Annotated in this window: 8 protein-coding genes; 2 read left to right on the top strand and 6 right to left on the bottom strand. The window is 61.3% G+C overall.

The window, feature by feature from the left end:
• The first annotated feature begins 7 nt into the window (after positions 1 to 7).
• Positions 8 to 964 carry an alpha/beta hydrolase gene (locus tag ACZ3HH_RS23540; RefSeq protein WP_465808144.1) on the top strand — a complete coding sequence of 319 codons (957 nt, stop codon included), beginning with the start codon at positions 8 to 10 and terminating at the stop codon, positions 962 to 964.
• A 240-nt stretch (positions 965 to 1204) separates the two neighbouring features.
• Here the strand turns inward: ACZ3HH_RS23540 and ACZ3HH_RS23535 are convergent, their stop codons facing one another.
• From ACZ3HH_RS23535 to pvdM, 6 genes are all read right to left on the bottom strand, one after another.
• Positions 1205 to 1564, bottom strand: a complete 360-nt coding sequence (locus ACZ3HH_RS23535) for a DUF6124 family protein (protein ID WP_465808142.1) — start codon at positions 1562 to 1564, stop codon at positions 1205 to 1207.
• A 608-nt stretch (positions 1565 to 2172) separates the two neighbouring features.
• Entirely contained in the window at positions 2173 to 4653 is a 2481-nt protein-coding gene (locus ACZ3HH_RS23530) for a TonB-dependent siderophore receptor (protein ID WP_465808140.1), read from the bottom strand.
• Between the two features lie 348 nt (positions 4654 to 5001).
• Complete coding sequence (locus ACZ3HH_RS23525; protein ID WP_465808138.1) at positions 5002 to 6651, bottom strand: cyclic peptide export ABC transporter; 1650 nt, start codon at positions 6649 to 6651, stop codon at positions 5002 to 5004.
• A 317-nt stretch (positions 6652 to 6968) separates the two neighbouring features.
• The gene (gene pvdO, locus ACZ3HH_RS23520; protein ID WP_465808136.1) at positions 6969 to 7856 is read right to left on the bottom strand and encodes a dihydropyoverdine dehydrogenase; all 888 of its coding nucleotides are present in this window, start codon (positions 7854 to 7856) and stop codon (positions 6969 to 6971) included.
• A 270-nt stretch (positions 7857 to 8126) separates the two neighbouring features.
• Positions 8127 to 9413: a pyoverdine-tailoring periplasmic protein PvdN gene (gene pvdN / locus ACZ3HH_RS23515; protein WP_465808134.1), complete on the bottom strand. Its 1287-nt coding sequence runs from the start codon at positions 9411 to 9413 to the stop codon at positions 8127 to 8129.
• Positions 9410 to 10780 carry a pyoverdine-tailoring dipeptidase-like protein PvdM gene (gene pvdM / locus ACZ3HH_RS23510; RefSeq protein ID WP_465808132.1) on the bottom strand — a complete coding sequence of 457 codons (1371 nt, stop codon included), beginning with the start codon at positions 10778 to 10780 and terminating at the stop codon, positions 9410 to 9412. Before pvdM ends, pvdN begins: the two co-directional genes overlap by 4 nt.
• A gap of 346 nt (positions 10781 to 11126) precedes the next feature.
• Between pvdM and pvdP the strand changes: the two genes are divergently transcribed.
• Positions 11127 to 12752, top strand: coding sequence for a pyoverdine maturation tyrosinase PvdP (pvdP, locus tag ACZ3HH_RS23505; RefSeq protein ID WP_465808130.1), 1626 nt, complete (start codon positions 11127 to 11129; stop codon positions 12750 to 12752).
• Positions 12753 to 12858 lie beyond the last annotated feature (106 nt).

Genomic DNA, 12858 nt, shown 5'->3' with positions numbered 1-12858 from the left:
TCTTTCGATGTCGTTACACCCTGATCTGGAAGCCTTCCTCGACCTGGCGCAAGACGGCCAGGACGCAGGCCTGCCGGCATTGCATCAAATGACACCGGTCGAAGCCCGGGCGATCTTCGAACAAACCACCGCGCAATTGTGTTGGGATGCTCCTCAGGATCTTGACGTGCTGGAGGTCAACACCACGGCCCGGGACGGTGCGCCGCTGGCGTTGCGTTTGTATCGCCCGAGCGGGGCGACGGCACCGATGCCGGTGCTGGTGTATTTCCATGGCGGTGGTTTTGTAGTGGGCAGCCTGGATTCCCATGACGGAGTCTGTCGCGAATTCTGCCGGCGCACGCCGTGCGCGGTGTTGTCGGTTGGCTATCGGCTGGCGCCGGAGCATCGTTTCCCGACGGCGCTGGAGGACGGTGAAGACGCCTTGTCCTGGCTGGCGGAACAGGCGCTGGCCCTGGGGCTGGATGCCGGTCGCGTCGCGTTCGGCGGCGACAGTGCCGGTGCCACGCTGGCGACGGTGCTGGCCTCGCAGGCGGTGGTTCAGCCACACACCGTAGCTATCGCCCCCAAGGTGCAGCTGCTGTGTTATCCGGTCACTGATGCGTCGCGCACCCACGATTCGCGTTTGTTGTTCAGTGAGGGGTATCTGCTGGAGAACGACACGCTGGACTGGTTTTACCAGCACTACGCCCGCAGCCCCGAAGACCTGCTGGACTGGCGCTTCTCACCGTTGCTGGCCGAGGAACTGCGCGGTGTGGCGCCGGCGATTGTGCTGCTGGCCGGGTTCGATCCGTTGCTCGATGAAGGCCAGGCCTACGTCGATAAACTCCGCGCGCAGGGGGTGAGTGTCGAACTCGAACATTGCCCGGGCCTGACCCATGACCTGCTCAGGCTGGCATCGGTCATGCCAGATGTGCTGAGCGTGCATGAAAGCTTGAGTCGGGCGCTGAGTCGGCATTTGGGTTGAGCATGGAAACTGCACAACAAGTCCCTTTGCCATAGAGCTTCAAGATCAAAAGATCGAAGCCTTTGCCCTGATTCACCCCATGTGGCGAGGGAGCTTGCTCCCGCTGGGCCGCGAAGCGGCCCCAAAACCATTCAACCCGGTTGTGTCTGATAAACCGCATTCGCTGGTTTTGCGACTGCTGCGCAGCCGAGCGGGAGCAAGCTCCCTCGCCACAAAATGCCTGTGGCCTCAGATCAATGGTCAGGACGGCGGATCGAGGTTATCCAGCACCCGATTCACCGCCAGCTCGCCAAGCATCACCACCGATTGAATCCCCAACATCATGTTGCGATGTGGCATATCCATCAATCCGGCGAACTCACTGAGCATCATGCTCGCTGACGCCAGGGTTTCACAGGCGTTGACCAGTAGGGTTTCGTTATCGACCTTCGCACCCACATGGTAAATGGTGCTGGGTTTGCGCTTGGTATCTTTGGGGATGGGTGGCTTGAGGTAGTGGTCGAGGGCGCGGTCGGCAGCTTCGTTGAGCTTTTTGGAATCGAGGGATTCGTAGGGGGAAACGTCGTCGGTTTCCGGAGGATTTGGCGTTGGTTTGAACATGGTGAAACTCCTACAAAAAATGGAGCCACCAAGACTTGTCGCTAAACAAGTGAGGGTGGCGGCTGCACGCAGGTTAGCGAACCGGGTGTAGGCGCCCGGCAGATCCGAAGATCTCCCGCGCACAGCCGCCATGACAACAATCGCAGACATGAACAGTCTGCAAGAGAGCGTGGAGCGCTGTTGCGCCTACAGAGGTTCGGGTCGCTAAACCCGATCGCTGATTGGTCAGCGACTGGGAAACAATAGAGATCCGGCCCAAGGCGCACAAGCCGGCGGATTCTGACGTAGTCGTAGGCAACGGCGCAAGAATGGGTAGCCTGAGTGAGTATCTGGAAGTGTCGATTAAACAGTGCTTGTTTAGCGGTCTGACTGTGGGTCTTGTGGTGGCTGCACCGGCCTCATCGCGGGCAAGCCCGCTCCCACAGGTATCCGCTTAGGCCAAAAGATTTGTGAACGACACCAATCACTGTGGGAGCGGGCTTGCCCGCGATGAGGCCCGAAAGAACACCCTCAAACCCAGGGTCAAGCCCCGGATAAATAAATACGTCAGCTTTTCCCGCACAAAAAAACGCCCCGCAATTGCGGGGCGTTTTCATTGGTGCTGCAAATCAGAAGTCAGCCTTGACCGACATCACGAAGTTGCGCGGTTCACCGTAGAAGTTACCCCAACTTTCGGTACCGACCGTGGCGTAGTAGCGCTTGTCGAACAGGTTGTTGCCGTTCAGTGCCACGGACCAGGTGTCGTCGATGCGGTAGCCGATGCGACCGTTCCAGACCGCATAGCCAGCCTGGGTGACGTTGTTGTTGCTGGTCGGTGAGACGCGGTAGTTGCCGCTCTGGGCATTGACGCCGGCACCGACGGTGACGCGTTCCAGTGGGCCGCTGAGCGCATAGTCGCCCCAAACGCGCAGCACGTGACGCGGCACATAGGTGTTGTACGACACGCCATCCTGACTGACGTCGGCGTCTTCCAGCACCTTGGTCTGGGTGTAGGTGTAGCCGGCGAGCAATTGCAGGCGGTCAATGACTTCACCGCTGACTTCAGCTTCGAAGCCTTGGGCGCGCACTTTGCCGGAGTTCTGCGAGCAGCTGCTGTCCGGGCAGGCAGGGTCATCCTGGGCTGCGTCTTTCTGGACGGTGCGGAACAGGTTGAAGGAGCTGTTCAGGCGACCGTCGAACCATTCACCCTTGATCCCCAGTTCATAGCTCTGACCGATCAATGGCTTGAGCGTCGAACCGGTGATGGTCTTGTAGTTGCCTTGCGGGGTGAAGATATCCGCGTAGCTGGTGTAGACGGTCAGGTTATCGTTGATGTCGAACAGCAGCGCGGCGAACGGGGTGACTTGCCCGGTTTCCTTGGCCTCGGAACTGATCGGTGTGCCTTCGCCGCGCCAGAACGAGACGGAGTCGGTTTCGGACTTGTACCAGCTGACGCGGCTGCCCAGTACAAAGGTCAGCGGATCGGCCAGTTTCAGGCGTGCCGTGGAGTAGGCGCCGTATTGCTTGATCCGCATGTCCACCGGCCCGCCCCGGGTGGCGTTGGCCAGGTAGAAACTTTCATCCGGCTGGGGCAGGTGATGGTTGGGGTTCAGCACATTCTGAGTCTGAGGCAGGAGGGCCACGGCGTAGAAGTCATCTTTGTGGGAGCGGCTGGCGTTGGCACCGACGATCAGCTCGTGCTCTTGGCCGAACGCGTCAAACTTGCCGTCCACATAAGCGTCGAGGCCGTAGTCGACCTGATCGTAGTCAAAGATGCTGCCGATCATCAGGGTATTGGTGCTGGTGGCGCCAACCGGTACCGTTCCGCTCGGGAAGGCGTATTCCATGTCCTGGGTGTTTTTCGAGTAAACCCCCGCGACCTTCAGCGCCCAGTTGTCGTTGAACTCGTGTTTGAGGTCGCCAAAGTAAGTGGCCCGCTTACTGCGCTGGTTGCTCCAGGCGGTGTTCAGGCACGTGGAGCGAGAGAGCTTCAGGTCGCTGCCATCGGCGTAGCGCGGCAAGCCGCCCCAGCACGGAGTGGCATCGACGTCTTCATAGGCCATGCCCAGGCCCAGGGTGGTGTAGTCGCTCAGGTCGAAGTCCAGCGCGCCGTAGTAGATCTGGTCCCTGCGTTCGCCCACGTCATAGAAATACTGACGGGTCTGCTGGGTCACCACGGCGCGGCCACGGATGGTGCCGGCGTCGTTCAGCGGGCCGCCGGTGTCGACCTGGCCACGGTAGTTGTCCCAGGTCCCGGCAGACAACGACAGTTGAGTGTGCGGGGTGTCCTGGCCGCGCTTGCGCACGAAGTTCACGGCGCCCGCGGTGCCCCCGGCGCCCTTCATCATCCCGGCCGCGCCGCGCATCACTTCGACCCGATCATAGATCGCCATGTCGCTGTTGAAGGCATCGGCCTGTACGTAGCTGCTGCCGATGTCCAGCGGCACGCCGTCGTACTGGTACTGGCCGGTCATGCGGAAACCGCGGGAGTAGAAATACTTGCCGCCCATGGGCGAGTCGTAAACGGTGATGCCCGGGGTCTTTTCCATGACCTGTTCGATGGTGTTCAGGTTCTGGTCATCGAGCATCTTGCGCGTGATGACGGTGACCGACTGCGGGGTTTCCTTGAGCGAGTGCTCGCCTTTGCCAATGGTCACCGCCCCGGTGGTGTAAGAGTTGCTGCCTTCGGTGGTCGCACCCAATCGCTGGCCGTTGATACTGGTCGGTGCCAGTTCCATCGCGCTGCCGGTGGCCGGCGCCAGCAGCGTGACCGTGTTGCCGTCGCGCTGATGACGGATGCCGGTGCCCTTGAGCATCGCGCTGAGCGAATCATCTTCCTGATAGCGGCCGCTGAGGGCACTGGAGCGCAGATTCTGAATGCTCTCCGGGCTGTAGATGATTTGCAGATTGGTCTGTTGACCGAGGGTCTGCAGCGCCTGAGCCAATGGCTGGGCCGGGATGTTCAGGGTCCATTCCTGGGCCTGGACATACGGCGTCATGGCCAGGGTCATCGCCAGGCCGAGGCCGGTGGAGGTCATGCGCGAGCGGGTCGTGCTGCTCATTAACAGGGCGCGGGTCAGAGGTCGAAGCATGAAGCGGGATGCGGACATGAGGTTAAGACCTTGGCAGGTATAGTTGGTAATGGTTCTTATTCATCTCATTAAGACGAGGAGGCCGCGGCAAACCGGAAAATTATTTTTCCGGTCCAGGGGCAATGCCGGTCATGTAGGAGCCAGGCTTGCCGGCGAAGGCACTTTCAAGGACAAGCCTCAATGCCAGTCAGTTAAGGCGCGCAAACTTGTGGGAGCGAGCCTGCTCGCGATGACGGCGGTAAATTCAGCATCAATATTGGCTGACCCACCGCTATCGCGAGCAGGCTCGCTCCCACAGGTCTGCGGTGTTCCAGTCCTAAACTGACTGGCATTACGGCAAGCCTGGCTCCTACACGGCCTTGTCCATTACGCGGGTTGCAGTTCGCTTTTGACCTTGCCGGCCTCCATACGCACCAGTTGATCGGCCACGTCGAAGTAGCGGTCATCGTGGGAGATGACGATGATGGTTTTGCCCAGGCGCTTCAGATCGGGCAGCAGTTCGGTGTAGAAAATGCGGCGGAAGGTCGGGTCCTGATCGGCCGCCCATTCGTCGAACACCAGTACCGGCCGTGCTTCGAGCCAGGCATTGACCAGCGCCAGGCGTTTGCGTTGGCCGGTGGACAGATCGGTGGTGCTGAACGCGCCGTCGCGCACGCTGACCTTGTGCGCGATCTCCAGGCGTTCGAGGTAGCGCGTGGCATCCTGCGGCACTTGTCGGTCGCCCTGAATCAGGTCATCGAACAGGTAATAGTCGGCAAATATCGTGGTGAAGTTCTGCCGGTAGTCATCGCGGTTGAGCGCGGTGATCGGCTGGTCGTTCACGCGGATCTCGCCTTCGGTGGGCGCATAGAGGCCCAGCAGCAGTTTGATCAGCGTGGTTTTGCCGCAGCCGTTCTCACCGACGATGAACACGATGTCGCCTTGTTCAATACGCAGATTGACCGGGCCGAGGCGGAAGGGTTCGCTGCCTTCCACCGGCGGGAAGGCGTAACGCACGTTGCTCAGCTCCAGGCTGTGGACCGGGCCGGGTTTGTGGCCCTGATCCTCCAGCAGCAGGTGCGGCTCCGGGGAGGAAAATTGTTCGCTGAGCTCGGCGATCCGGCGAAACGCAATCTGCGCGCGGCTGATGATTGGCAGCGTGCTGACCAGATGTTCCAGCGGGCCTTTCATGTACAGCAGCACCAACACAAAACCGCTCATCACGGCCTTGTCGGAACTGGGCCAGAACGATTGCAGGGCCAGCGCCAGGCCGATGACCACGAAGAACAGCATCGAGCCGAACGACTTGGCAATGACGAAGGTATTGATCGAGCGGATCTGCGTGTCACAGATTTTCTCGGCGGTTTTCTGGATGCCGGACACGAACATGCGTTGACGCCGCGGGCGATGGATGCGCAGTTCCTTGGCGCCTTCGGCGATGGCGTTGTAGTGCTTTTGCAGCTCGTCTTCGGAGTCTCGCGCCGCGTAGAAACCGCGCATGCCCTTGGCCCGCGCGATGGCCTGGATGGTGGTGCCGATGGCGATGGCCACCAGCATCATCAGAAACATCGGCCACGACAGCATCGCCAGATAGCCGAGGCAACCGAGGGTCACGGTCAGGGAAATCGCCAAAGGCGCGAAGGCGAAGGCGAAATCGCTGATAGTGTCCACGTCATGGGTCAGCACCGGGATCAACCGGTGGCTGCGGTAGCGCTCGATCTGGTCGATGGGCGCCGACAGCACTTTCTCCCCCAGCTCTTTGCGCAGCCTGGCGATGATGTGCTGACCGACATAGTTGGTGCCGATGTCAGACAGAATCGAGGTCAGCAGCGCCAGCACGCACAGCCCGGCGAAAATCATCACCACGGTGCGGGTCAGGCCGTCAGCGGAGTGCAGGGCATTGTTGATGGTCGCCAGCAACACGGTGACGCTCAGGCCACCGATCATGCCGAGCACGATGGACACAGAGACGATCAGGCGGAAGGGCTTGAGCAGGGCGAACAATTCGTTGATCGCCCCACGCGTTGGCTTGGTCATGGAGGATTCCTGCTTCGGTGCGGAGTGCGGAGGGAGTGCCGGTACTTAAGGAAAACGAATGGTTGTGGACTTTATTTAAAGGCGGTGGACGGTAATGCTGGTCAGTCACAAACCTGTGGGAGGGGCCTGACCTAATGTCAGTCAGTTAAGCGAATCCCTGTGGGAGCGGGCTTGCCCGCGAAAGCGGTGTGTCAGGCGACATAAATGTTGACTGTACCGCCGTCATCGCGGGCAAGTCGGATCGCCGCACCGCCGCTCCCACAGGTTGCGCGGCTGGACTTACCGGCATCAGGGCAAGCCCCCTCCCCACAAAGGATTCAGAGCTCACGCACCACGCGAAAACCCAGCCAGTCGCCGCTGCTGGTGGGCAGGCTGCTGTTGCGATTGCCGGAGCGGGAAAACACCGGCGCTTCGCCCCAGTCGTTGCCACGCATGACCTGGCGTTTGCAGTTCTGCTCCAGCCACGGGCTGCCGTCGGAGGGCACGCCGACATAGTCTTCGCGGTAACAGTCGGCGACCCACTCATAAACGTTGCCGTGCATGTCGAACATGCCAAAGGCGTTGGCCGGAAAGGTGCCGGCCGGGGAGGTGAAGTTGTAGCCGTCGGCGGCGCCGTAGGTGTTGGCGTTTTTGGAGATCTGGTAGTCGGCACCTTCATCGAACGCAAACGGGAAAGACCCGGTGCTGCCGGCGCGGGCAGCGTACTCACGGATCGACTCGCTGGGCATGCGATAGGCATGACCGGTTTTCTTCGACAGCCAGGCAATGTAGCCCTCGGCTTCGGCCACGTTCATGCACACGGCCGGGTGGCGCGCGGTCTGTTTGAAGCTGGGTTTGCCGGCCGTGCAGCGACGGCCCGGGCGATCATCGAAGTCGGCGGGGGTGTTGCCGGTGGCGCGCACGTACGCGTCCCATTCGCCGGCCAGGACCTGGAAGCGACTGATGGCGAAAGGGCGGGTGAAGGTCACTTCATGCAGCGGACCTTCATCGGGCTGGTGGCCGACTTCATCCTCTGGCGTGCCCATGGTGTAGCGGCCGGCGGGCAGCACGACCATTTCCGGACAGTCCTTGCAGTCCTTGAACACCTTGCCGGGGGCGGGCGGGTTCGCGGCCTGGGCTGTGCCGGGCAGCACACCGGCGAGCAGTGCGGTCAGTGCCAGGGCCGATAATGTTCGCAGGGAAGAGGGCAGATGGAGCGTTTTCATAAATCGTCTCGGTTAAAGGAAAACGGTGCCTCGCAGTGCAATGCTGTTCACTTAAAACTCGCTCATCAGTCATGCCTGCCTTTTGTGGCGAGCGAGCTTTTGTGGCGAGCGAGCTTGCTCGCGCCGGGCTGCGTAGCGGCCCCAAAAATCTGCCAGTCATTGCCGATTTTTGTGAGTGCTACGCACTCAAGCGGGAGCAAGCTCCCTCGCCACAGGTTTATCTGACTCAAGATGTTCTTGAGTGAACTACATTGGCCTCGCAGCGAGGGTTCACGCGGAGCGCTTTTTGCCCAGCACGTCGATGAAGCGGTCCACCTCGGCTTCGGTATTGAGCAGGCCCGGCGCGGTGCGGATCACCGGGCCGACGTCGCGGCTGACCGCATCGCTGACAATCCGGTTTTGCATCAGGTGAGCGGCCACGGCATCGCCGTCCTGACCCTTGACCCGGAAGAAGCTGAAACCCGCCGAAAACCTCGGATCGACCGGGGTGACCAGTTCAACGCCCGGTTGCTCCAGCAATCGCTGTTTCAGGTAGCTGTTGAGTTGATGGATGCGCGCCTGGACGTCGGCCTTGCCCAGTTCCAGGTGCAATTTGAACGCTTCGTCCACGGCCCAGCGATGTTCGAAAGCGTGATAGCCGCCCGGGGACATGATGGTGGAAAAGGTCGTGGCTTCGGAGAAGGTCGGCACGCTCGGGCTGACGTATTTCAGCTCTTCGCTGCGGCTGCAGACGATGCCGGTGCCGCGGGGGCCGAACATCCATTTGTGGGTGCCGGCAATGAAGAAGTCGCAGTTCATCGTCGGGAAACTCAGGTCTTCGACGCCGAAACCGTGTACGCCATCGACCACATAAACGATCCGGTCCTTGTCGTCGCGCTGGCGATTGTGTTCAACGACGAGGCCGGCGATATCGCTGATCGGCAGCTTCACGCCACTGCCCGAGTGCACCCAAGTCATGCCCAGTACGCGGGTCTCGGGGCGGATGTTGCGGTTGATGGTATCCAGCACCTGATCGGCCGAGATCGACTGTGGCTGCTCGAACAACCGAATCTTGCGCACCCGGGTGCCATCGCGCTGATTGCGAAACCGCAGGATGTTGTTCGTGGAGTAGTGCTCGTGAACCGTGGTGAGGATTTCCTGATCGGGGCGCACTTGCACACCGCCATAAATCATCGCCAGGCCTTCGGTGGTGCTGCCGGTGAGGGCGATCTGGGTCGGTTTGGCCTGCAAATACCGGCTGGCCCAGAGTCGCACGTTTTCTTCGCGCCGCTCGGTCACACCCAAGTCCCAGTCCATGGCTAGCCCGGGATTTTTATCGAGCTCGGCGCGGTGACGGGCGATGGCCTCGCGCACGGGTTTGGGGTGGGAGGTCACCAGGAAGTTGGCGAAGTGGATGTAGTTCGGGTCCTGGTCGAACAACTGCCGCAACTGCGCCCATTTGTCCCGGGGCAGGGTTTGCATCTGCGCGGCGGCGACCGGTGAGCCGAGGCTGGCCCCCAACGGCAGGCCGGCGGCGAGGACCCCGGCCTGTTTCAGAAAGGTACGACGGTCACTCATGGCTTGACCGTTTCCTGGCGAGAAATCAGCGTGGGCTTCGCGGCTTTTTGCACCTGGTCCCAGACTCGCAGGAAGTTACCGCCCCAGAGCTTGGCGATGTCGGCTTCGGAATAACCGCGCTGGATCAGTTCGGCGGTGACGTTGCGGATCTCGCCGACATTTTCCCAGCCCTTGATGCCGCCGCCGTCGTTGAAGTCCGAAGCAATACCAACGTGGTCGATGCCGACCTTGCGCACGGTGTAATCGATGGCGTCGCCGAGGTCCTTGAGCGTGGCCTTGGGTTCTTCCTCAAGAATGGCGTACAGACCGCTGGCGTATTGACCGAGCTTCTGTTCGGACCAGGCGGTGATGATCGGGTCGCCGGGCATCAGCGCCATCGCCAGGTTGGGCAATGGCGGCAGATCGAAGCGCGTGCGCAGGGCGTTGAGTTTGTCCTGTGTGCCTTGGGTCAGCGGTTTGAGGTATTGCGAGAAACCGACCACCTGCACCACGCCGCCGCTGTTCTTGATCAGTTGCAGCTCCTTGTCGCTGAGGTTGCGTGGGATGTCCACCGAAGCCCGTGGCGCCGAGTGCGAGGCCACCATCGGCGTGCGGCTCAGTTGCGCCACTTGCTCCAGGCCTTTGGTCGACATCTGCGACACATCAATGATCACGCCCAAATCGTTGAGGCGTTGCACCGCTTGTTTGCCGATGTCCGACAGCCCATCGAGGGCATCGGGGGAGTCGTTGAAAAACGGCAGCGGTCGTGACGAATCGGCCCAGCTGTTGTTGCCGATGTAGCTGAAACCGAACATGCGCATGCCGCGGCCGGCCCACAGGTCCAGTTTGCTCAGGTCATTGCCCAGCGGGTAGGCGTTGAGCATGCTGATGAAAATCGCAAACTTGCCTTCGCCGTGCAGGCGCCGGAAGTCGTCGGGGGTGTAGGCGATGCCGACCTGATTGGGAAAGTCGCGCGCCAGGCCGGAGATGATTTTGTAGCGCACTTCCTGCTGGTTACGTGCTTCTTCGACGAAACCGTCGGTGGGCCTGTGCGGCGCGTTCGGGCCGTTCCACATTTCCGGCCAGCCGAAGACCGTCAGGGCCGCGCCGGACAGTCGGCCACGGTTGGCCTTGATCAGGTCGAACTGGCCGGAACCGTCCTTGTCGGCCTCGTTGCCGTGGGCGCCGAAACTCAGGGGGACGGTGATGTGGCTGTCGAAGGAAAGGATCCGCTCCTGCAGTTCGGTGGCCTGTTTCATGACCTTGACCGGGTAGCCGGGGTTGTCCTTGAACCCGTAATCCCAGACCAGCCAGCCTGCGCCGGCACTGATGGCCAAGGCCAGTGGCAGGCCGAGGTACAGAGCTTTTTTCGAACGTGTTTTTGTCATCGCCATCTCAGTCAGGTTCGCCGCCCCGGTGCAGGCGCAGGGGCCTTTGCTATCTGGGGGGAACGAGTGACCAATAGAAAAAATTAAGGGCTTGTGCGATTCCCTGTGGCGAGGGAGCTTGCTCCCGCTCGGCTGCGAAGCAGTCGTAAATCCAGCAGACGCGATCTGCCTGAGAAGAATCAGGACCGCTCCGCGCTCCAGCGGGAGCAAGCTCCCTCGCCACAGGAAAGCCCTCTCTCCACAGGTAATCCCCCCACAAAGCACTGCCTGGTGCGCTTAAATTTCCCCCCACAACAAACGTTCTAGCTTGGATAAAGCCTGCTTCAGGGCTGACACAGGTAGGGCAATGACGATTTCTCGACGCTGGTTCATGGCAGGCCTGGCGCTCACGAGCGCTGCGGTGCCTGCCGCTTTTTATGCACATCGTGAGTTGACCCGGGAAAAGCAACCGATCACGCCGGGGGAGGCCACGGTCGACCTGGCCAGCACCACCGGGCAGCAACTGGCCGACAGCTTGCGCGGAGTCTGGGACATTCGTTTTGTCGGCAGCGATGCCGGGCTTGATGGCTTGCCGCAGGACGGGCTGGAGCTGTTTCTCGACATCGCTCATCGCGGGCGAGGGTTGCGCGGTTGCCTGGACACCGGCACTCACCTGCGCGGGGAAGGCCAGCCGTGCTATCAGGTCATCGGCGATCTGGCGCCGGCCAATGGCGCCGAACTGTACTGGCGGCTGATGCGCACCGACGCCCCGTTGGTGGCGCCAGTGTATGAGTTCAAAGCCAGGCTCGACGAAGTCTGGGCCGCTTTCGGCAACGCCGGCAGCGGCACGTTCAGCGGTCAGGTACTGAGCCTGAATCGCCCGTTGGGTTTGCCCGAACTCGACAACCGCTTTATCGCCATCAAGCGCCGGTTTCCCGAAGCGCGGGAGCGGACTGCCCTCAATCCGACGTTTCTGGCGTGGCTGGTGTCCCCCGAGCATCGATTGTTTCATCAGCTCTGGCACGCGTCCCGGGACAAATGGCACAAGCTCTCGGAGAAAAAACGCGAGGCGTTGCGCGGTATCGGCTGGCAACCCGGCCCACGGGACAAGGAGCGTGATGCCCGCGGGCCGCGCAAGGACCGCAACGGTTCGGGCATCGATTTTTTCTTCATGCACCGGCACATGCTCGGCGTTGCCCGGTCCATGCAGGATTTGCCCTCATGGCCGGCGTTCCCCTTGCCGCAGCCGGAACTCGAGCGCGATCGCCAGGGCTTCGCGCGCTATTTCGACAATCACGATGGCAATGCCTTGCCGCCGACCTGGTTGACCGAAGGCGACGACGAGTACACCAAGTGGGTCAGTGACATCAAAGCCGCAGAGACCTATCACAGCAACTTCCAGGTCTGGGAGTCGCAGTACCGCGATCCGCGTTACCTGTCGAAACTGACCCTCGGCCAGTTCGGCTCGGAGGTCGAACTGGGCCTGCACGACTGGTTGCACATGCGCTGGGCGTCGGTGGCCCGGGACCCGTCCAACGAGATACCGGTGCCGATGGCCCGGGATCAGGCTGACTTCGCGGCGCGCTGGTATGCCCCGGAAAACGATTTTCTCGGCGATCCGTTTTCGTCCCACGTCAACCCGGTGTTCTGGCGTTTCCACGGCTGGATCGACGATCGCATCGAAGACTGGTTCCGCGCCCATGAGCGTTTTCACCCCGGCGAGCTGAGCCGCCTGGAGGTCAATGGCGTGCCGTGGTTTGCGCCGGGGCGTTGGGTGGAAGTGGGCGACCCATGGCTCGGGCCGGACACTCACGGCTGCAGCACGACCCCGGGCCTGCAAACGGGGCGCTCGGTGGAAATGGACCCGGAAACCATGAAGCTGGCGTTGCGCATTACTTTTGGCGATGAAGACAACATGAGTGACCTGTTGCGCAAAGTGCCGCGACGGCCGTGGTATGCGCGGCATTTGAAGGTCAAGGGATGGCCGGTTTAAGCAGATAGACCGCGTTATCGTTTTTTCGCGAGCAGGCTCGCTCCCACATTAGTCCTGCGAACACAGGTCCAGTGTGGGAGCGAGCCTGCTCGCGATAGCAATCTCA

The sequence above is a fragment of the Pseudomonas sp. PME37.24/025 genome, assembly GCF_055556615.1.
This window is presented reverse-complemented; position numbering and strand designations above follow the sequence as displayed.